Source organism: Methylobacterium sp. P3_A11 (assembly GCF_056403155.1).
This window is the reverse complement of the sequence record NZ_JBFUGA010000039.1, coordinates 1-19513: the sequence shown is the minus strand read 5'-3', so window position 1 is coordinate 19513 and position 19513 is coordinate 1. Positions and strand designations below refer to the sequence as shown.

19 protein-coding genes are annotated in these 19513 nt (G+C 71.2%); 6 read left to right on the top strand and 13 right to left on the bottom strand.

The features are described 5' to 3' along the window. Window positions 1-7: 7 nt before the first annotated feature. Together accD and trpA are read right to left on the bottom strand one after the other, a co-directional pair. Complete coding sequence (accD, locus tag AC1DXK_RS14030) at window positions 8-904, bottom strand: acetyl-CoA carboxylase, carboxyltransferase subunit beta (RefSeq protein ID WP_457104505.1); 897 nt, start codon at window positions 902-904, stop codon at window positions 8-10. A gap of 80 nt (window positions 905-984) precedes the next feature. Next, the gene (trpA, locus tag AC1DXK_RS14025; RefSeq protein WP_457104506.1) at window positions 985-1824 is read right to left on the bottom strand and encodes a tryptophan synthase subunit alpha; all 840 of its coding nucleotides are present in this window, start codon (window positions 1822-1824) and stop codon (window positions 985-987) included. Between the two features lie 210 nt (window positions 1825-2034). Here trpA and AC1DXK_RS14020 point away from each other — a divergent pair, with 210 nt between their 5' ends. The 3 genes from AC1DXK_RS14020 to AC1DXK_RS14010 all read left to right on the top strand — a co-directional run bounded on the left by AC1DXK_RS14020 (window position 2035) and on the right by AC1DXK_RS14010 (window position 6347). After that, entirely contained in the window at window positions 2035-2700 is a 666-nt protein-coding gene (locus tag AC1DXK_RS14020; protein ID WP_457104507.1) for an HAD-IA family hydrolase, read from the top strand. Between the two features lie 121 nt (window positions 2701-2821). Continuing rightward, window positions 2822-3604, top strand: a complete 783-nt coding sequence (locus tag AC1DXK_RS14015; protein WP_457104508.1) for a fumarylacetoacetate hydrolase family protein — start codon at window positions 2822-2824, stop codon at window positions 3602-3604. A gap of 85 nt (window positions 3605-3689) precedes the next feature. Beyond that, complete coding sequence (locus AC1DXK_RS14010) at window positions 3690-6347, top strand: MGH1-like glycoside hydrolase domain-containing protein (protein WP_477298079.1); 2658 nt, start codon at window positions 3690-3692, stop codon at window positions 6345-6347. A gap of 137 nt (window positions 6348-6484) precedes the next feature. Here the strand turns inward: AC1DXK_RS14010 and AC1DXK_RS14005 are convergent, their stop codons facing one another. Next, complete coding sequence (locus tag AC1DXK_RS14005; protein WP_457104510.1) at window positions 6485-6778, bottom strand: MucR family transcriptional regulator; 294 nt, start codon at window positions 6776-6778, stop codon at window positions 6485-6487. 299 nt (window positions 6779-7077) lie between these two features. On the opposite strand from AC1DXK_RS14005, the gene AC1DXK_RS14000 reads away from it, so the two are divergent. After that, the gene (locus tag AC1DXK_RS14000) at window positions 7078-8175 is read left to right on the top strand and encodes an NAD(P)/FAD-dependent oxidoreductase (RefSeq protein WP_457104511.1); all 1098 of its coding nucleotides are present in this window, start codon (window positions 7078-7080) and stop codon (window positions 8173-8175) included. 4 nt (window positions 8176-8179) lie between these two features. On the opposite strand, the gene AC1DXK_RS13995 is transcribed toward AC1DXK_RS14000, so the two are convergent. The 7 genes from AC1DXK_RS13995 to AC1DXK_RS13965 form a co-directional block, all read right to left on the bottom strand. After that, window positions 8180-8896, bottom strand: coding sequence for an LrgB family protein (locus AC1DXK_RS13995; protein WP_457104512.1), 717 nt, complete (start codon window positions 8894-8896; stop codon window positions 8180-8182). A gap of 3 nt (window positions 8897-8899) precedes the next feature. Continuing rightward, window positions 8900-9304 (bottom strand): CidA/LrgA family protein, encoded by a 405-nt coding sequence (locus AC1DXK_RS13990; protein WP_457104513.1) that lies wholly within the window; start codon window positions 9302-9304, stop codon window positions 8900-8902. 15 nt (window positions 9305-9319) lie between these two features. After that, complete coding sequence (locus AC1DXK_RS13985; protein ID WP_457104514.1) at window positions 9320-9781, bottom strand: tellurite resistance TerB family protein; 462 nt, start codon at window positions 9779-9781, stop codon at window positions 9320-9322. Window positions 9782-9895: 114 nt separating this feature from the next. Next, window positions 9896-10690: a DJ-1/PfpI family protein gene (locus AC1DXK_RS13980; RefSeq protein ID WP_457104515.1), complete on the bottom strand. Its 795-nt coding sequence runs from the start codon at window positions 10688-10690 to the stop codon at window positions 9896-9898. Window positions 10691-10697: 7 nt separating this feature from the next. Continuing rightward, the gene (gene tenA / locus AC1DXK_RS13975; RefSeq protein WP_457104516.1) at window positions 10698-11399 is read right to left on the bottom strand and encodes a thiaminase II; all 702 of its coding nucleotides are present in this window, start codon (window positions 11397-11399) and stop codon (window positions 10698-10700) included. Between the two features lie 3 nt (window positions 11400-11402). Continuing rightward, window positions 11403-12077 (bottom strand): response regulator, encoded by a 675-nt coding sequence (locus AC1DXK_RS13970; RefSeq protein WP_457104517.1) that lies wholly within the window; start codon window positions 12075-12077, stop codon window positions 11403-11405. Then, a complete protein-coding gene (locus AC1DXK_RS13965) occupies window positions 12074-13555 on the bottom strand; it encodes an ATP-binding protein (RefSeq protein ID WP_457104518.1) in 1482 nt (493 codons plus the stop codon). Before AC1DXK_RS13965 ends, AC1DXK_RS13970 begins: the two co-directional genes overlap by 4 nt. 259 nt (window positions 13556-13814) lie before the next feature. On the opposite strand from AC1DXK_RS13965, the gene AC1DXK_RS13960 reads away from it, so the two are divergent. After that, a complete protein-coding gene (locus tag AC1DXK_RS13960) occupies window positions 13815-14720 on the top strand; it encodes a hypothetical protein (RefSeq protein WP_477298074.1) in 906 nt (301 codons plus the stop codon). A gap of 115 nt (window positions 14721-14835) precedes the next feature. On the opposite strand, the gene AC1DXK_RS13955 is transcribed toward AC1DXK_RS13960, so the two are convergent. Further along, complete coding sequence (locus tag AC1DXK_RS13955; RefSeq protein WP_457104520.1) at window positions 14836-16590, bottom strand: DEAD/DEAH box helicase; 1755 nt, start codon at window positions 16588-16590, stop codon at window positions 14836-14838. Window positions 16591-16848: 258 nt separating this feature from the next. Here AC1DXK_RS13955 and AC1DXK_RS13950 point away from each other — a divergent pair, with 258 nt between their 5' ends. Further along, on the top strand, window positions 16849-17946 hold the full coding sequence (locus AC1DXK_RS13950) for a calcium:cation antiporter (RefSeq protein ID WP_457104521.1): 1098 nt from the start codon (window positions 16849-16851) through the stop codon (window positions 17944-17946). A 10-nt stretch (window positions 17947-17956) separates the two neighbouring features. On the opposite strand, the gene AC1DXK_RS13945 is transcribed toward AC1DXK_RS13950, so the two are convergent. Continuing rightward, window positions 17957-18694 carry an FAD-binding oxidoreductase gene (locus AC1DXK_RS13945; RefSeq protein WP_457104522.1) on the bottom strand — a complete coding sequence of 246 codons (738 nt, stop codon included), beginning with the start codon at window positions 18692-18694 and terminating at the stop codon, window positions 17957-17959. After that, entirely contained in the window at window positions 18669-19274 is a 606-nt protein-coding gene (locus AC1DXK_RS13940; protein ID WP_457104523.1) for a sulfite oxidase-like oxidoreductase, read from the bottom strand. The genes AC1DXK_RS13945 and AC1DXK_RS13940 overlap by 26 nt, the downstream gene beginning before the upstream one ends. Between the last annotated feature and the right edge of the window lie 239 nt (window positions 19275-19513).

Genomic DNA, 19513 nt, shown 5'->3' with positions numbered 1-19513 from the left:
GCCGGGCTCAGGCCGCCTCGGAGGCCGCGAGCGGCGCGCCGGCTTCGGACTTGTTGGTCAGGAGGCTGCAGAGGCGGGTGATCGTCTCCTTGAGCTGGTGCCGATGGACCACTTGGTCGACCATGCCGTGCTCGCGCAGGTATTCCGCCCTCTGGAACCCGTCCGGCAGCTTCTCACGGATGGTCTGCTCGATCACCCGCGGTCCCGCGAAGCAGATCAGGGCGCCCGGCTCCGCGAGGTGGACGTCGCCCAGCATGGCGTAGGAGGCCGTGACGCCGCCGGTGGTCGGATTGGTCAGCACCACGATGTAGGGGAGCCGGGCCGCGTTCAGCCGGCGCACCGCCACGGTGGTCCGCGGCATCTGCATCAGCGACAGGATCCCCTCCTGCATCCGCGCGCCGCCGGAGGCCGAAAACAGCACGTAGGGCGTGCGCTTCTCCAGCGCCGTCTCGGCGCCGCGCACGAAGGCCTCGCCGGCCGCCATGCCCAGCGACCCGGCCATGAATCCGAATTCCTGCGCGGCGAGCGTCATCGGCAGCCCGCCCACCCGGCCGAACCCGATCTTGAACGCATCCTGCAAACCGGTCTTGGCGCGGGCCTCCTTGAGCCGGTCGACGTAGCGCTTCTCGTCGCGGAACTTCAGCGGGTCGGGGGCGACCTCGGGCAGGGCCACGTCGATCCAGGTGCCCTCGTCGAACATCATCTTCAGGCGCGCCTGGGCGGCCATCTTCAGATGATGTTCCGAGCCGGGGATGACCCAGTGATTGGCCTCCACCTCCTTGTGGAACACCATCTGCCCCGTATCCGGGCACTTGACCCACAGGTTCTCGGGCGTCTCGCGCTTGAACAGGGTCTTGATCCGGGGGCGTACCACCTCCGAGATCCAGTTCATCGGTTCGACCATCGACTTGCGTCCGTCCGCTTCATGCCCGCGCAGATATCAGGTGCGGCGCATGCCGCCGCCAGGGGTGCCCGATCCGTCCCTCAGGCCGCGCGTCCCACACCCGCCGACCGTACGCCCGCGGCGAGTTCGCGGACCAGATCCGTCACCGCCGCGACGCTTCCGGCCTGCGGCCGGCCGTCGCCGTCGAGCGAGCGCACCAGGGCGTCCACGAGCGCCGAGCCGACCACGACGCCGTCGGCGCCCTTGGCGATCGCCGCCGCGTGCGCGCCGGTCTTCACGCCGAATCCGACCACCACCGGCAGGTCGGTGTGGCGACGGATGCGGGCGACAGCCTCCGAGACCTTGCCGAAATCGGGCGTCGCGGTCCCGGTGATGCCGGTGATCGACACGTAGTAGACGAAGCCCGCCGTGTTCGCKAGGACAACCGGCAGGCGGCGCTCGTCGGTGGTCGGCGTGGCGAGGCGGATGAAGGCGAGGCCCTTGCCGAGGGCCGGCAGGCACAGCTCGGAATCCTCCTCGGGCGGGAGATCCACGACGATCAGCCCGTCGACGCCGGCCGACACCGCGTCATCGAGGAACCGATCGACGCCGTAGGTGTGGATCGGGTTGTAGTAGCCCATCAGCACGATCGGGGTGCTGTCGTTGCCGGCGCGGAAGCGGCGGACGAGGTCGAGGGTTCGGGAGACGGTCTGGCCCGCCTTGAGCGCCCGCAGGCCCGACGCCTGGATCGCCGGACCGTCCGCCATGGGGTCGGTGAACGGCAGGCCGAATTCCAGGATGTCGGCACCCGCGTCCGGCAGGGCCTTGAGGACCTCCAGAGAGGTCTCGGCATCCGGGTCGCCGGCCATCACGTAGGTGACGAGGACGGCCCGGTTCTCCGCGCGGGCGCGGGCGAAGGTGGCGTCGATGCGGCTCGGCATGGTCTGGTGATATTCGCGGTTGCTGGGCCTCCGACGGCCCGGGGTTGCACCCGCGCTACACCAAAGGCATCGGCCCGTGAAGCGGGCGGCGCCCGCAACACGTCGTGGCGGTTGCGGGATGGCGTCGATCCGGGGCATCGGCCGCCGGCGAAACGCGGCCATGCGTGCCGCCCGGTTGCCGCGGCGACGGCGGCGGCCTAGCGGTCCCCCATGCCCGAAATACCTCTGCCGACGCGCCCCCTGGCCGCGCTCCTGTTCGACATGGACGGGACGATCATCAGCTCGATCGCCTCGGCGGAGCGGGTCTGGTCGCGCTGGGCGGAAGCGCACGGCCTCGACGTGGCGTCCTTCCTGCCGACGATCCACGGCGTGCGCTCGGTGGAGACGATCTGGCGGCTGAACCTGCCCGGGGTCGATCCGGAAGCCGAGGCCGACGCGATCACCCGGGCCGAGATGGAGGATGTCGGCGACATCGTCGCGATCCCGGGTGCGCGGGCCTTCCTGGAGGCGCTGCCGCGCGACCGCTGGGCGATCGTGACCTCGGCTCCCCGGGCGTTGGCGGCGCGCCGCCTCGCGGCGGCCGGCATGCCGGTCCCGGCCACGATGGTGGCCGCCGAGGACGTGACGCAGGGCAAGCCCGCGCCAGATTGCTTCCTGATGGCGGCCGACCGCCTCGGCGTGGCGGCGCCGGACTGCCTCGTGTTCGAGGATGCGCCGGCCGGAATCCGTGCGGCCGAAGCCGCGGGTGCGTGCGTGGTGGTGGTCACCGCCACCCATCACGAGGCGATGCGGACCGGCCATCCGGCGATCGCGGATTACAGCCGGCTCCGCATCGCGGCGGCGGCGGACGGATTCCGGGTGACAGCGGGCGCCTGAACGGCGCGTCCCGGCGGCGGCCCCGCTGGCGGCCTGCCTTGCGTCAGCGTATCGCCGACGGCCGCGACCGAACGCGCCCACGGGGCGCCCCGTATCGGGGGTCCGGGCAACGGGAGTCGTCATGGCAACGATCGATCGACGCCGCGTCCTCGGAGCCATCGCCGTCGGAGGCGCCGGAAGTCTCGGCCCAGCCGCCGCCGCCGAGGCAACGCCGGCCACGCTGTTCCCGCTGCCGCAATCCGTCATCCCGGTCCTCGGTGAACCGCAGGTCTTCCCGGTCCGCCGGATCTATTGCATCGGCCGCAACTACGCGGCCCATGCCCGGGAGATGGGCTCCGACCCGTCCCGTGAGCCCCCGTTCTTCTTCCAGAAACCGGCGGACGCCGTGCAGGTGGTCGCCGGCGGGATCGCCGATCATCCCTACCCGTCGCTGACCCAGAACTATCACCACGAGATCGAACTGGTCGCCGTGCTGAAGTCGGGCGGCCGCGATATTCCCGCCGCCCAGGCGCTCGATCACGTCTACGGCTACGCCACCGGCCTCGACATGACGCGCCGGGACCTCCAGCGCGGCATGGGCAACCAGAAGAAGCCCTGGGAGATCGGCAAGAGCTTCGACCTCTCCGCGCCGATCACCCCGATCCTGCCGGTGGCGCGGGTCGGCCATCTGGCGCGCGGGCGCATCCGCCTCGCCGTCAACGGCGCGGTCCGGCAGGAGGCCGACCTGTCGGACATGATCTGGTCGGTGGCCGAGCAGATCGCCGAGCTGTCGCGGGCCTTCGAACTCAAGGCCGGCGACATCGTCTTCTCCGGCACGCCGGAGAATGTCGGGCCGGTGGTCCGCGGGGACGTGCTCGCGGGGACGATCGAGGGCTTGCCGGACCTGTCGATCCGCATCGTGTGAGCCGCCGCGGCGCCGACGCCGGCTTGGCGGGGGGACGGCGCGGCCTTATCCGGTGCGGAACGGCGGGGCCGGGAGCAGCCAGTCGATGATCAAGCCGAACCTCTTCGAGACCGCCGAGGGACGCCGGCTCGTGGAGGCCCGCTCCGATCCGGCGTGGCGCCGTTGGGGGCCGTATCTCAGCGATCGGCAGTGGGGCACCGTCCGGGAGGATTACAGCCCGGGGGGCGACGCCTGGGACTACCTGCCCCACGACCACGCCCGGTCCCGCGCCTATCGCTGGGGCGAGGACGGGATCGGCGGCTTCGGCGACCGGCACCTCAACTGGTGCCTGTCCCTCGCCCTCTGGAACGGACAAGACCCGATCCTGAAGGAGCGCCTGTTCGGCCTGACCAACGAGGAAGGCAATCACGGCGAGGACGTCAAGGAACTCTATTACTACCTGGACGGAGTCCCGACCCACGCCTTCATGCGGATGCTGTACAAGTACCCGCAGGGCGCCTTCCCCTACGCGCGCCTGGTCGAGGAGAATGCGCGGCGCGGCCTCGACGACCCGGAATTCGAGCTCCTCGACACGGGCCTGTTCGACGAGGGCCGCTACTTCGACGTCGCGATCGCCTACGCCAAGGCCGCGCCCGACGACATCCTGATGCGGGTGACCGTCACCAATCGCGGCCCGGACCCCGCCGCCGTGACGCTGCTGCCGCAGCTCTGGGCGCGCAACACGTGGTCGTGGAAGCAGGGGACGCCGAAGCCGGAGCTGACGGTGGGATCCGAGGGCTCGGTCTGGGCGCGCCATCCTGCGATGCCGCCCCTGCGCTTCTTCGCCGAGGGGGCAGCCGAGCTGCTGTTCACCGAGAACGAGACCAACACGCACCGGCTCTTCGGAAGCGGCCCTGCCGAGGGTTTCTACAAGGACGGGATCGACCGGTGCGTGGTCGGCGGCGACCGGTCCGCCGCGAACGCGCTGTCGGGCACCAAGTGCGCCGCCCGCTACGACCTGCATCTCGGCCCCGGCGAGAGCCGGACCCTGCGCCTGCGCCTGCGCCCCGAGACCGCGCCCGGCGAGCCCTTCGCGGAGTTCGACGCCGTCTTCGCCGCCCGCCAGGCGGAGGCCGACGCCTTCTACGGGGCGCTGCAGGCGCCGATTGCCGACCCCGAGATGCGGCTCGTGCAGCGGCAGGCGCTGGCCGGCATGCTCTGGTCGAAGCAGCTCTACCATTACGACGTGCGCGAGTGGCTCGCCGGCGATCCGGCCCAGCCCGCGCCGGCCCCCGGGCGCCGGCACGGTCGCAATGGCGACTGGGCGCACCTGCGGGCCAACGACATCATCTCGATGCCGGATGCCTGGGAATATCCCTGGTTCGCCTCCTGGGATCTGGCCCTCCAGGCGATCGTGTTCGGCCTGATCGATCCCGACTTCGCCAAGAACCAGCTGCTGCTGCTGGTCGACGAGGCCTATACCCATCCGAACGCCGCGCTGCCCGCCTACGAATGGGGCTTCGGGGACGCTAACCCGCCGGTCCACGCCCTCGCCGCCTGGCGGGTGTTCGAACTCGACCGCTCGCTCACCGGCACGCCGGATCACGCCTTCCTCAAGCGGATCTTCAACAAGCTGACCCTGAACTTCACGTGGTGGGTGAACCGCAAGGATTCCGAGGACCGCAACCTGTTCCAGGGCGGGTTCCTCGGCCTGGACAACATCGGCATCTTCGACCGGTCCAAGCCCCTGGGCGACGGCGCCTCACTCACCCAGTCCGACGCCACCGCCTGGATGGCGACCTACGCCCTCAACCTGATGCGGATCGCCATCGAGCTGGCGCTCGGGGATCCGACCTACGAGGACATGGCGGAGAAGTTCTTCGAGCACTTTCTCCTCATCGCAGGCGCCACCGGCGCGGGCGTCTGGGATGAGCCGGACGGCTTCTTCTACGACGTGATCGAGACCCGCGACGGCCAGCGCCTCCCGATCCGAGCTCGGACCATGGTCGGCCTGATCCCGATCCTCGCCGTCGCGGTGATCAACGCATGCGACCTGGACCGGCTGCCCTCGTTGCGCGACCGGATGCAGTTCTTCCTGAAGAACAGACCCGACCTCGCCACCCTGGTTTCGCGCTGGAACGAGCCCGGCGACAGCCAGTCGGCCTTGCTCTCGCTGCTGCGCGGGCACCGGCTGAAGGCGCTGTTGCACCGCGCCCTCGATCCGGACGAGTTCCTCTCGGATTTCGGCCTGCGGGCCGTCTCCCGCGTCTATGCCGACACGCCGTTCTGCTTCGCCTGGGACGGCCGCGACCTGGGCCTCGCCTACGAGCCCGCCGAGTCGCGCTCGCGGCTGTTCGGCGGCAATTCGAACTGGCGGGGGCCGGTCTGGATGCCGGTCAACTACCTGCTCATCGCCGGATTGAACCGCTTCCACGACTATTACGGTCCGGATTTCCGGGTCGAGGCCCCCACGGGCTCGGGCCGGACCTTTTCGCTGCGCGAGATCGCCGATCACCTCTCCCGGCGCCTGATCGGCCTCTCGACCCGCGGTCCGGACGGGCGTCGGCCCGTCTACGGGGACAGCCGGATCGAACAGGAGGATCCGCATTTCCGCGACCTGATCCTGTTCTACGAATACTATCACGGGGACACGGGCCGCGGGGTCGGTGCGTCGCACCAGACCGGCTGGTCGGGGCTCGTGGCCCTCCTGATCCAGGAGGTGGCGACCGCAGCCGCCGAGGCACCGGCCTCGGACTGGCTCTAGCGGTCGCGGCGCCGACTTGGCCGTTACTCGGCCGCCTGCTGCATCCGCAGCCTCTGGTCCTGCCCGATCTGGCGGGAGATCGTCGACCGGCGGGCGCTGTAGACCGCGGAGACCAGCGGGTAATCCACCGGGAGGCTCTACTTGGCCCTGTAGGCCTCGGGCGTGAGACCGCGCATCGTCAGGTGTCGCCGCAGCGCCTTGTAGGGTTTGCCGTCCTCGAAGCTGATCAAGGTATCCGGCCGGATCGAAGCGCGGATCTGCGCCTCGGTCGGGCGCCTCACCAGGGGTTCGACCGGCCGGTCCAAGGCAGTGATCGAGCGATGAACCTCGGAGAGCAGGTCGGGCAGCGTTCCGGCGGGGACGCTGTTCCGCGTGATGTAGGCACTCAGGATCTTTGCGGCGAGTTCGACGCTCGGCGATGTCGTCTGCATGGTCGTCACCTCGATTCTACACGTTTCAGATGTCAGCTCATCGGTTTCGTCGGGTGCTTCGCCGCCGACGGCCGGTCGTTATTCCGATTACAGGTCGACCCGTGCCGGAGGCGGCGGTACCGCGCATTATGCGCCCTGCCGCTGCCGCTACAACCGAGCCGCGCATTTATCGCGTCGATATTTCTACTTAGGATTGAGAATTACGGTCAACGACGAATCAACGGACGCGTCGTTGTTCCGGCTCAAGTGCGGTATTGAGGACTTACCTGCCCGCCGGGCGCCGAGGAGACAGCGAACACATGGAAGCCCTGGTCGTCGGCGCTGGCGTGGTCGGTCTCGCCATCGGGCGGGCGCTCGCGCTGCGTGGGCATGCCGTCATCGTGGCGGAAGCCGAGGAGACCTTCGGAACCGGGGTGTCGGCCCGAAGCTCCGAAGTGATCCATGCGGGCATGTACTATCCGAGCGGCTCCGAACGCGCGCATCACTGCGTCGAAGGCGCAAAGCGCTTATACAACTTTTGCGCGAGTCACGGTGTCCCGCATCGCGCGTGCGGCAAGCTGATCGTCGCGTCGGACGATGCGGAGGCCGAGAAGATCGCGGCGATCCGCCGGCAGGGCGAGGCCAACGGCGTCGCCGGCCTGGAGCTTCTCGACGGGGCCGCCGCCCGGCGCCTGGAGCCGCATCTCGCCTGCACCGTGGCGCTGCATTCGCCGCGCACCGGCATCGTGGACAGCCACGCGCTGATGCTCGCCCTGCTCGGCGCGATCGAGGATCACGGCGGCGCCCTCGCCCTGCGCACTCCGGTCGAGGGCCTTTCGCGGCGGGACGGGCAGTGGCAGGCCGCGTTCGGCGGCGCCGAGCCGGGCACGATGGCCTTCGACGCGGTGATCAACGCCGCGAGCTTCGGTGCCCCGGCCCTGGCGGCCCGCACGGACGGCTATCCGGCCGCGCGCGTCCCGACCCTGCGCCTCGCCCGGGGCAATTACTTCGGCTGCACCGGCAAGCCGGCCTTCTCACGCCTGATCTATCCGGCCCCGCGGATCGACGGCGGCCTCGGCATCCACCTGACCCTCGACCTTGCCGGGCGCACCCGTTTCGGACCCGACGTCGAATGGGTGGACGGCTTCGACTACCGGGTCGATCCGCAGCGCGCCGAGGCCTTCTACGGGGCGATCCGGCGCTACTGGCCGGGCCTGCCCGACGGGGCGCTCTATCCCGATTATGCCGGCCTGCGCCCGAAGCTGACCGGGCCGGGCGAGCCGGCGGCGGACTTTTGGATCGACGGGCCGGCCGAGCACGGCTTGCCGGGGATCGTGCACCTGTTCGGGATCGAGAGCCCGGGGCTGACCTCCAGCCTGTCGCTGGCCGAGGCGGTGGCCGACCGCCTGGACGCCTGAACGGTCAGAAGAGCAGGTGCAGCGCCAGGGGCGCGAGGATCGCGGTCACGAAGGCGTTGAGCCCCATAGCGATGCCCGCGAAGGTCCCCGCCACCTCGCTGACCTGGAAGGCGCGCGCCGTCCCGATACCGTGGGCCGCGAGGCCCGCCGCGAAGCCCCGGGCGCGCATGTCGCGGATCCGCAGGATGTCCATCATCGGCGTCACCAGGATCGCACCGATGATGCCGGTGAGGATCACCAGGATGGCCGTGAGCGTCGGGTCGCCGCCCAGGGCCTCCGCGATGCCCATCGCGACACCCGAGGTCACGGATTTCGGGGCGAGGGAGACGAGGACGGGCTGGGGGATGCCGAGCAGCCGCGCGAGGGCGATGACCACGGCGAGCGTGGTGGCCGAGCCCGCGGCCAGGGCGGCCAGCATGGGCGCCAGCGCGCGCAGGACCGTGGCCCGCCGCTCGTAGAGCGGCATGGCCAGCACTACGGTCGCCGGCCCGAGCAGGAAGTGGACGAACTGCGCGCCCTCGAAATAGGCTGGATAGGGCGTTCCGGTGATCGCCAGGACGGCACCGACCATGGTGACCGTGATGAGCACGGGGTTGGCGATCGGGTGCCGCCCCGTCGCGGCGGCGATCCGGTCCGCCAGGACGTAGGCGGTCAGCGTCACCGTGAGCCAGAGGAGCGGCGTCTTGGCGAGGTAGACCCAGAGCGAGAAGTCGCCGCCCACGCGTCAGGGCTCCCGGCCGGTCCCGCGCCGCTCGACCAGGGCCGCGACGGCGCGGAAGACCAGGACTGTGACGAGCAGCGACAGGGCGGTCGAGACGACCAGCACGAGGGCCAGCTTCGCGCCCTGCGCCCGCAGGAGGTCGAGGCGGCCGACGACGCCGACGCCCGCGGGGACGAAGAGGAGCGACAGGTTCATCAGCAGCCCGCGCGCGGTCGATTCGAGCGTGCCGTCGGTGAGCGGCTTCGGCAGCACGCGCGGCAAGCCGAGGCGGGCGTTGTCGCGCAGCAGCAGGAAGGCGAACATCAGGCCCATGCCGATCACCGGGCCTGGGATCGGCACGCCCGCGCCGCGCGCGAGGGCTTCGCCCAGCAGCTGGGCGAGAAGGATCAGGGCCAGGCTGGCGATCATCGCGGGAGGCCGGGCCTACGCGGCCGCGACGCCCTGCTGGCCGCTCCGCCGGGCGGCCGCGATGGCGGCCTCGTCGAAGCCGAGCAGGCGGCCGAGGCGCTCCACCAGGGCCTCCTCGAATTCGTCGACGTTGCCGTCCGCAGCGGCGACCGACCACGCCATGGTCAGCAGGTCCTGACGCTCCGTCCGGTCGGCCTCGTGCGGGATCATCTCCACGAGGCTCGCCACGTCGCGCACCTCCGCGTCCATGGCGGTGGCGCGCGCGATCAGAGCCCGCGCCGCGTCCGGACCGTCGGCGTAATGGCCCTGCACGAGGCGCGAGAGGCGCTCGCTCTCGGCGGGCGCCAGGATGCCGTCGACGCGGGCGACGTGAACGAGGAGCGCGGTGGCCGCGAGATGCGTCTCGTCCACGGCCTGTTGCGTGCCGACGCCGAGGGCCTCGGCCGCGTAGGCGCGCAGGCGTGCGATCAGGGACATGGCGGCTCCGGGGGGATCGTGCAGTGCAACAGTTCGGTCCCTGGTGTCGCGCCGTCAAGCATGCGACCGCACGTGACGCCCGACCGTGGCCGGCTTGCATCGCCGCCGTGGGGTTCAGCGGCGCGCAGCCGCCTCGGCCCCCGTCACGAGGGGGGCCAGGATCGCCTCGGCAGCCCGGGCCTCCGCCGGGCCTGCCTCCGCGGGCGTGCCGGACCGGAAGGGCGGCGCCGGGGCGTACTCGGCGACGAGCTGCGCGGTGCGGGCGTAATCCGGCCCGCGCAGGCGTGCGGCGAGCGCCAGCCCGAAATCCAGTCCCGCCGAGATGCCGGCCGCGGTGACGCGGTTGCGGTCGAACACGACGCGCTCCGCCGCCGGTTCGGCGCCCAGGAGCGGAAGCACCGTGTCGCGCACGCTCCAGTGCGAGGTGGCGCGGTAGCCGCGCAGCAGGCCCGCAGACCCCAGGATCAGCGACCCGGTGCAGACGCTCGTGACCCAGGCCGACCGGGCGGCACGGTCGCGCAGGAAGTCGAGGAGCGCCGGGTTGCCCATCTGGGCCGGCGTACCGTCGCCCCCGGGGACGAACAGCACGTCCAGATCCGCCGGGCAGGTCGCGAAGGTGTGGGTCGCCACCAGGGCGAGGCCGGTATCGCTCGTCACCGGGCCGGCCGCCTCGCCGACGAGATGGAGGCTGCCCGGGGCCAATCCGGCCAGCAGCGTCTGCGGCCCGACGAGATCCAGGGCCGTCAGGCCCGGATAGAGCAGCATGGCGATCCGGACGGGCCGGTCGGCCGGGACCGGACCCGGCCCATCCGCCGCGACGGCGGCCGCAGCGGGACGGGTTGGCCAGAGCAGGGCAGCAGCGAGCGCAGCGGCAACGACGTCGCGGCGGCGAGCCTCCGGGGCGATCACGGACGGGTCACAGGGGCCAGGCCGCGTCGCGGTAGGCGCTGTCCCAGAACAGCCATTCGAGGCGCGTGGCCTGCGCGAAGGCGTGGTGCATGCGGGCGCGCTCGGCGGCCGCCACGTCCCGGGCCGCCCGATCGGTGGCGGCGATCATCGCCGCCACCGCCTCGGCGAAATCCGCACCCGCATAGGTGTCGATCCAGGCCCGGTACGGGTTATCCGTTGCGGCGCGGGCGAAGATGTCGTCGCCCACCGCCTTGTAGATCCAGAAGCAGGGCAACAGGGCCGCGCACAGCACCGGGAAGGTCTCGGCATAGGCCGTGGCCACGAGGTAGCTGACATAGTGGTCGCAGGCCGGCGTCAGCGGCGTGGCCGCGAAGGTCTCCGCATCGATGCCGTAGTCGCGGAAGAAGCCGCCATGGAGCGCGCGCTCGACGACGATCGCCTCCTGCGCCGCGCGGGAGAAGTGCACGATCGCGTCCGGATCCGGCGCCTTCGCGGCGGCGAGGCTCAGCGCCCGGCCGAAGCCGATCAGGTAATGCGCGTCCTGCACGATGTAGTGCCGGAAGCGGTCCTGCGGCAACGTGCCGGCGGCAAGCTCGGCGTTGAACGGCATCGACCGGATGGTCTCGTAGGCGCCGGCGTTGCGCGTCCAGGCCTCCCGGGAGAAGGAATCCGGCCCCTTGCGCGTGTCAGCGGTCTCGGGCGGCGCCATGCCCTAACCCTGCCGCTGGGCGTGCGTGACGGCGACGTGGATCAGCTCGGCGAGGGTGCGCACGCCGAGCTTCTGACGCATCTGCGAGCACGCGTTGGTCACGGTCTTGTAGCTCACCGACAGGTCGGCCGCGATGGCGCCGTAAGACCGCCCCTGGGCGAGGCGCGCCAGGATCTGCTGCTCGCGCGGGGTGAGCTGCGATTCCGGCGTGCGCCGGGCGTCGGCGCGCAGCATCGCCACCTCGGTGGCCAGCCGCCGATCGAGATAGACCTCGCCGACGCGGACCTTGGCGAAGGCCTCGAACAGCTCGGCCGAGGCGTGATCCTTGAGGACGTAGCCGAGCGCGCCGGCCTCGAGGGCGCGGGCGACGATGACCGGATCGTTGTGCATGCTGAAGACCAGGATGCGCGTCTCGGGAGCGACTGCCCGGATCCGGCGGATCAGGCCGAGCCCGGCCATGCCGCTGCCCTGGAAGGTCAGGTCGCAGATCACCACCGGCGGCCGGAGCCGGTGGAAGATGCGGTAGCCGCCGACTACGGTGGTCGCTTCGGCGATGGTTTCGACGCCGGAATCCTCAAGGACGCGTCGACAGCCCTGCAGGACGATCGGGTGATCGTCGATCACGAGAACCGGCAGGCGCGTGGCGGCGGCGTCGATCTGGGATGCGATGGCGTTCATGCGCTCGGCGCGGTGCTGGTCTCTTCGCCCCGGCCAGGCGGAACGGGGATCGTGATCCGGACGATCGCCCCGGGGCCGGCATTGTCAAGGGTGAAGGTGCCGCCGAGGGCCTCGACGCGCTCACGCATCCCCGACAGACCGAGCCCCGTGCCGTGCTCCGGTGGAATCCCGGTCCCGTTGTCGCGGATGGTGAGGTCGAGCCGGCCGCCGGTCTCGGTCGCCTCGGCCTCCACCCGCGTCGCGGCGCCGTGCCGCACGGCGTTGGTGGCGCTTTCCTGCACGCAGCGGAAGACCGTGAGGTCGACGAGGTCACCGTAGCCCCGGGCCAGCCCGTCGAACCGGCCCACGAGCGTCAGGCCGGGATGGCGCTGCCTGAAACCGCGCAGGAGCAGGTCGAGGCAGGTCGCCAGCGGCGCCTGTCCCAGGCCGTGTGGCCGCAGGCGGTTGAGGAGTTCGCGGTTGACGGTCTGGACCTGACCGACGATGGCGCTGATCTCGGCCGCCCGGGCGGCGAGCTTCTCCCGGCTGGGCTCGGCGGTTCCGGACGCGATACGGCCAATCGAAGCGGCGTTCGCCTCCAGCGCGAAGAGGCAGGGACCGAACTCGTCGTGCAGTTCCAGCGCTGTGCGCCGGCGCTCGTCGTCCTGGGCGGTCAGCAACTGGCGATTGAGCCGGCCGTTGGCGGAGCGGACTTCGCTCAGGGCCTCGGCGACCTTGTTGAAGCGCTCGGCGATCACCGCCAGCTCCCGGGCGCCGGGCGGCTCCAGGCGGGCGGTGTAGTCGTGGTGCTCCAGCTGGGTCAGGCCGGCGCCGAGCCGCCGCAGCGGCGCGAGGATGCGGCCCAGCGCGATGTAGAGGGCGATCAGCATCGCGGCGTTGATCGCCAGCGTGGTCAGCGAGAGCGCGCGGGCATAGCCCCAGATCTCGTCGATCTCGTCCATCGGCTGGGTGGTGATCTGGGCGGTGCCCAGGCGCTTCCCCTCGACCGCGATCGGCAGCGCGTGGCGCTCGATGGGCGGCATGATCAGCTCGGCGAACCAACGCGGGGCTTCCCGGTCGGCGCGCGCCGGCGGCAGCGGCTGGCCGATCTGTTCGCCGTCCGCGTCGAGGACCGCCACCCGAACGTGCCGCAGCACCCTGAAGCGCAGGTCCAGGGTCTGGAGCAGCGAGTCCGGCGCGGCGGTGTCGGAGAGGCGGATCGTGTCGGCCACCAGCGATTCGACGGTGGCCAGGGAGGCGCGCGTCTCGACCCGCACCGCCGAGCGGGCGTTCAACACGATCACCGCGCAGGAGATCAGGGCCGCGAAGGCGTCGATGAGGAGGACCACCGCGACGAGCCGCGCGCGCGTGGACCAAGCCGACCAGGGCCAGCGGTTGGCACGCAGGCCGGGCGGCGGCGGGGTCGCCGCAGATCTCGGGGGCAGGTTCGGGCGTGTATCCACGCCGAGACGCATAGCGACCACGTCGGCGAAGTCCATGCCGACCGTGGCCGGCGACGCCGCGGACGCGTTGACCCGGCCGGTGCGCCGAACACCGATTCTTAAGCGCCGAGGCGTAATCTTGTGGATAGCCAAGCCAGGACTGGCTGGGCAAGCAATCCGGACCGACATCATTGCGCCGTATTGCAGCTTCTCTATCGCCGACAGAGTCGAACCACCTCCACCTACCTGGGGGATGGCGGCCGGTCATGGGGAGCCCGGTCGCGCGCGGCGTGCATCGTGTCAGAGACCCCGGCCTATGAATGATCTCAATCTCGACCCGTCCGAGACGCGGACCCAGCGGATGCCGACAGGCCGCTCCGGGCCGGCACTGAACCTTCGGGTCGTCCTGTTCAGTCTCGCTGGCGCGAGCGCGCTGGCGGGCTTCGGCGTCGCGGCCTCGACGGTGATGGCCGGTCTCGCCGCGCCGTCACCCGTCAAGTTCGTCGCGTCCGGCCGAGCCGGAGATTGGCCCGAGCTGAAGGACGGGCTTCCCGTGATCAAGGGCTCCGTCCAGGCGGCGCCCGCACTGGTGCAGGCCGCCAAGCCCGAGACGCCGGCCCTGCGGATGGCGTCCCTGCCGGAGGCCTTCGCACCCGTCACGCCCGCACCGAAGGCGCCCGCCGCCCCGCCGCCGGCGGCGTCGAAGCCCGTAACGGGCGCCGCGGCCCCTGTGCCCCCGACGCAGCGCATCCCAGTCCCGTCCCCCGTCGCGCCGATGACGGCCACGCGGGAAGTCGCGCCCCTGGGGCCGACCCGCACGGCGACGCTGCAGCCCCCCCGGCCCGCCGAGACGGTCCGGGCTCGCGAACTGGTCGAGCCGGCCGTGCCGAACGCGGCTCCGGTTGCCGAGCGGGCCGAGCGGCCCGAGGCGGTCGAGCGCGCCCCAAAGATCGAGAAGGCCGAAAAGGCCGAGCGCGCACAGAAGTCCGACCGGGCCGAGAAGCCGGCGCCCAAGCCGGTCGCCGCGCGCAAGGCGCCCGCGACGGCGAGACCGGCCGACAAAGCCAAGGGCGCCGCCCCCGCCACCCTCGCCCAGGCTGAGCCCGCCGAGGCGGAGGAGACCGAGGTGTTGGGTATAAAGCTGCCGTCCCTGGCGCCGGCCGGGCGGAAGCTGAAGGAAAGCGTCGACGCCCTCGGCGACGCCGTCAAGAACGTGTTCTGATCCGTCGCTCCGGGCGCGGCGCCGGCTGAACCGGCCGCTGGCCCGCGCGGACGACAGTCGCCGCGCTGCGGACCGCTTCCCGAAAAGGCCCCCGCCCTACGGGCGGAGGCTGGGTTCAGGCCCGGCCGGAACTGCGTCCGGGCTTGTGGTCGCCCTTCGGCCCGGGCCGTTCCACCTTGCGCTGATGCTTGCCGGCGCGCGGGCTAGCGAACCCCTTCGGACCACTCGGCCGATCATTGCGCTCGGCCGGTCCGCCGTCGCCCGCGAGGGCCTCGACCTGGATCTCCGGCGAGCCGTTTCGGGCGAAGGCCTCCGCGAAGCGAGCCGCCGCGTTGCCGCGGATCTCGAACTTGGTCTCGCGGTCGAAGATCCGGATGGCACCGATCTCCTGGCGCCCAATCCCGCCCCGGCGCGTCAGCATCGGCAGAAGGCGACGGGGATCGGCATTGTCCCGGCGGCCGAGATTGAGCCTGAACCAGACCGCCGGCCCCATCGCGGCGATCCGCTCCGGATCCATCGGGTCGTAGGGCGGCCGCTCGCCCCGCGGCGCACGACCTTCACCGGGATCGCTGACCTCCTCGGGCGCCGGCAGGCGGGTGCGGTAGACGCGGGCCAGCAGGGCGGCCAGTTCCGCCGGGCTCTTGCTCGCCAGCAGCGTGTCGGCGAGGGCGACGTCCTCCTCGGCCGGCGGCTCGGCGAAGAGGGGGTCGGAGAGCATGCGCTCGCCGTCGAGGCGCCGGATCTCGTCGGCCGAGGGCGGTCCCGACCATTCGGGGCTGACCTTGGCGATGGCGAACATCTGCTCGGCCCGCCGCCGCCGGGAATTCGGGATCAGGAGCACCGAGGTGCCCTTGCGACCGGCGCGGCCGGTGCGGCCGCTGCGGTGCTGCAGCACCTCGGCGTCGTGCGGCAGATCCGCGTGGATGACGAGGCTCAGCGACGGCAGGTCGATCCCGCGGGCGGCCACGTCGGTGGCAACGCAGACCCGGGCGCGGCCGTCGCGCAGGGCCTGGAGAGCGGCGTTGCGCTCACCCTGACCCAGTTCGCCCGAGAGCGCGACCACGGAGAAGCCCCGCTCGGTCAGGCTGGCCTGAAGGTGGCGGACGGCGTTGCGGGTGTTGCAGAAGACCATCGCGGTCGTGGCATCCGCCTCGCGCAAGAGGTTGAGCACGACGTGCTCGGTCTCCCGCGGCATGATCCGCACCGCCCGGTAGGCGATGTCGGCGTGCCCCTTGGTCTCGCTCTTGATGGCCAGGCGGAGGGCGCCGCGCTGATACCGCTCGGCCAGCGTCTCGATCGCCTTCGGCAGGGTGGCGGAGAACAGATAGGTGGCCCGCTCCGACGGCGTCGCCGAGAGGATGAATTCGATATCCTCCCGGAAGCCGAGATCGAGCATCTCGTCGGCCTCGTCGAGGATCACGGCCCGCAGGGCGGTCGGGTCGAGATTGCGGCGCTCGAGATGGTCGCGCAGGCGACCCGGCGTGCCCACGACGATGTGGGTGCCCTCGGCGAGCATCCGGCTCTCCCGGCGCGGATCCATGCCGCCGACGCAGGCGGCGACGCGGCCGCCAGCGGGACCATAGAGCCAGGACAGCTCGCGCTGCACCTGCAGGGCGAGTTCCCGGGTCGGGGCGATCACGAGGGCGAGGGGGGCCGCCGGGGGCGGCAACATCTCCGACTCGCCCATGAGGATGCTCGCCATGGCAAGACCGTAGGCCACGGTCTTGCCGGAGCCGGTCTGCGCGGAGACGAGGAGGTCGCGGGAACCGGCGGCCGCTTCCAGCACGGCGGCCTGGACCGGGGTCGGATCGGCGTAGCCGCGGTCGGCTAGAGCCCGCGCGAGGGGGGCGGGCAGGGTCGGGAAAGGCAAGTTTCGGGAACTCTCAACGGCCGCRCCGCGCCCGGCAGCGCGCCATCGCGCAGCATAGGAATCAGGCGCCGGACTTTATTCGGGTGGCGGCACGGTAACGCCTCGCGGGCCGACTGACCACTCCCGCCGCAGCATGGGGCGGTTGCGCCCGCTCAATCGGTGCGGTCATCACTGGCACCGGCCGACGCCTGTCCTATGAAACGGTCAAGTCTCGGATACGGCATCATCGATGCGGGTCGACCAAGGAACACCACCGACATGACGGCAGCCCTTCGGGTGGCGGCAGCCTGGGCGACGGTTCTGGCCTTTGCGTGGTTCGGCAAGGCCTGGCTCGGCGACCTGTCGCAGCCTCTCTTCGCCAGCGGGTTATTCGCGTGGCTGCTCGCCGTCATCGTCTGGGCAGCCTTCGGCGTGGTGCACGAGGCGGAGGAACTGGCTCACCGCCTCGGCGAACCCCTGGGCACCCTGGTCCTGACGCTGGCGATCGTCATCATCGAGGTGGCGCTGATCTCCGCCGTCATGCTGTCGGCAAAGGACGCGCCGACCCTCGGCCGCGACACGATGTTCGCGGTCCTGATGATCGTGCTGAACGGCGTCGTGGGCCTCGGGCTCCTCGTCGGCGGCCTGCGCCACCATCAGCAACGCTACAACCTGCAGGGCGCCTCGGCCTTCCTGTCGGTGATCATCCCGCTCACCACCATCGCGCTGATCATCCCGAACTTCACGAGCTCCACCAGCGACGGCACCCTGACGACTTTTCAGGCGGTGACATTCTCGGCCTTCACGCTGGCGCTCTACGGCGTGTTCCTGCTGATCCAGACCGGCCGGCACAGCGAGTTCTTCATCGACGCGGAGGCCCGGGAGACGGGCGAGCCCGCGACCGATCGGGCTCCGGCCTCGCGCGGCAGCGTCGCCAAGCATATCGGCCTTCTGCTCGCCAACGTCCTGCCGATCGTGATCCTGGCCAAGAGCCTCGCGGCGATCCTCGACCACGGCATCGCCGCGCTCGGCGCCCCGTCGGCGCTCGGCGGCGTGCTGATCGCCGCCATCGTGTTCACCCCGGAGGGCATCTCGGCGCTGAGGGCGGTGGCGCGCAACGAACTCCAGCGGGCGATCAACCTGTGCCTCGGCGCGGCCACCTCGACGGTCGGCCTCACCGTGCCGGCGGTCCTGACCATCGGGCTGCTGACCGGCCAGACCGTGGTGCTCGGCCTCAAGCCCACCGAGATGGCCCTGCTCGCCGTGACGCTCATCCTCAGCGCGCAGACCTTCTCGGGCTCGCGCACCACAGTGCTGGAGGGCGCGGTGCACCTCGTGCTGTTCTTCGTCTACCTCGTGCTGATCTTCAGCCCCTGACGCACGGCGCTCAGGCGCCGAAGCGCTCGGTGCGGATCAGGCCCGGGGCGACGCCTTCCGCCAGGATCAGGTCGGAGGCCGCGGCCACGAACCGGTTCGAGCCGCAGAGGAACACCTTCCCGGGCGCTCCGAGCCGCGCCAGGGCGTCGGCGACGAGGGTGGCGTCGATGCGCTTGCCTCCAGGCTCCCGGGTGGTCGCCAGATGCAGGGAGAAGTTGGAATCAGCTTGCGCGAACCTCTCCAGCTCGGCCAGCGCGATCGCCTCCGCGCGGCTGCGGACGGAGTAGATCAGGGCCGCCGGGATCGCGCGCCAGCCCTGCGCCCGCCGCCGCAGCATCGCCAGCAGCGGCACGACGCCGGACCCGCCGCCGCCGAGCAGCAACGGCCCGCCATCGGGACCGTCCCAGGAAAATGAGCCTCCGATCGGCCCGCGCAGCTCGACCCGGTCGCCGACCTCGGCGACGTGCGAGAACCAGCCGGAGACCTCGCCGTCCGGCAGCGTCTCGATCATCAGCTCGAGGGTGCCGCTGCCGTCCTGCGCCGAGGCGACGGAATAGCTGCGCTGGGCTTGGTAGCCATCCTCGGCGGTGAGGCGGACATCGACGTGCTGCCCGGCCCGATAGGCCTCCGCGAGGCTGCAGCGCAGCCGGACGCTCTTCACATGGGGCGTGACCGGCGCGATCGCGGTGATCTCCGCCTGATGCCAGCGGAAGACGATGGGCTCAATCACCGATGTAGCGCTGCTCACGCCAGGGATCCCCGTACATGTGGTAGCCGCGCAGCTCCCAGAAGCCGGCGGTATCGGTCTGGGTGAAGCGGAGGCCCTTCACCCATTTGGCGCTCTTCCAGAAATAGAGGTGCGGCACGAACAGCCGAGCCGGGCCGCCGTGATCCGGGTGGATCGGCTGGCCCTCGTAGCGCGTCGCCACCAGGGCGCGACCGCCCACGAGGTCTGCCACCGGCACGTTGGTGGTGTAGTCGTCGTGGGATTCCGCCAACAGGAAGCCGGTCGGCGCCGTGATCCCGGCATCCGCCAGCAGGTCGTCGAAGCTGACGCCCTCCCAGGTCGTGTCGAACTTCGACCACTTGGTGACGCAGTGGATGTCCCCGTGCCACGTCGTCCGCGGCAGCGCCTCGAACGCCTCCCAGCTCCACGCCTTGATCGGCCGGGATCCCTCGCGCAGCGTGAACCGCCACGCGGCGAGGTCGACGGCCGGGTTGGGGCCGATCTGCAGGATCGGAAAATCGTCGGTCAGATATTGGCCCGGCGGCAGGCGCGCACCGGTCTCGGGCGGCTGCCTGCGCCCGACGAAGCCCCGTGTCACCATTCCGGCCTCCGATCCACGCTTCCGGCCCGGTTTGGTGCGGCGGAACACCTCACGTCAAGCCGCCACGTGCGGCCGAACAAACGCCCCAAAGCTCGGGTGTGCTAGCTGGACTGTGCCGGTCCCCGGCACGAATCACCTGCTTTCAGGGGGAAGTCATGAAGTACCTTCTCGCGACGAGCCTTGTCGTCGGGAGCCTCGCCACCCTCGCGCCGGCCGCGCAGGCGCGCGACGGGATGGAT

Coding starts and splice junctions, on each gene's coding strand:
- accD (WP_457104505.1), bottom strand. CDS start 904: ATGGTCGAACCGATGAACTGGATCTCGGAGGTGGTACGCCCCCGGATC.
- AC1DXK_RS14020 (WP_457104507.1), top strand. CDS start 2,035: ATGCCCGAAATACCTCTGCCGACGCGCCCCCTGGCCGCGCTCCTGTTC.
- AC1DXK_RS14015 (WP_457104508.1), top strand. CDS start 2,822: ATGGCAACGATCGATCGACGCCGCGTCCTCGGAGCCATCGCCGTCGGA.
- AC1DXK_RS14010 (WP_477298079.1), top strand. CDS start 3,690: ATGATCAAGCCGAACCTCTTCGAGACCGCCGAGGGACGCCGGCTCGTG.
- AC1DXK_RS14005 (WP_457104510.1), bottom strand. CDS start 6,778: ATGCAGACGACATCGCCGAGCGTCGAACTCGCCGCAAAGATCCTGAGT.
- AC1DXK_RS14000 (WP_457104511.1), top strand. CDS start 7,078: ATGGAAGCCCTGGTCGTCGGCGCTGGCGTGGTCGGTCTCGCCATCGGG.
- AC1DXK_RS13990 (WP_457104513.1), bottom strand. CDS start 9,304: ATGATCGCCAGCCTGGCCCTGATCCTTCTCGCCCAGCTGCTGGGCGAA.
- AC1DXK_RS13985 (WP_457104514.1), bottom strand. CDS start 9,781: ATGTCCCTGATCGCACGCCTGCGCGCCTACGCGGCCGAGGCCCTCGGC.
- tenA (WP_457104516.1), bottom strand. CDS start 11,399: ATGGCGCCGCCCGAGACCGCTGACACGCGCAAGGGGCCGGATTCCTTC.
- AC1DXK_RS13970 (WP_457104517.1), bottom strand. CDS start 12,077: ATGAACGCCATCGCATCCCAGATCGACGCCGCCGCCACGCGCCTGCCG.
- AC1DXK_RS13965 (WP_457104518.1), bottom strand. CDS start 13,555: ATGGACTTCGCCGACGTGGTCGCTATGCGTCTCGGCGTGGATACACGC.
- AC1DXK_RS13960 (WP_477298074.1), top strand. CDS start 13,815: ATGAATGATCTCAATCTCGACCCGTCCGAGACGCGGACCCAGCGGATG.
- AC1DXK_RS13950 (WP_457104521.1), top strand. CDS start 16,849: ATGACGGCAGCCCTTCGGGTGGCGGCAGCCTGGGCGACGGTTCTGGCC.
- AC1DXK_RS13940 (WP_457104523.1), bottom strand. CDS start 19,274: ATGGTGACACGGGGCTTCGTCGGGCGCAGGCAGCCGCCCGAGACCGGT.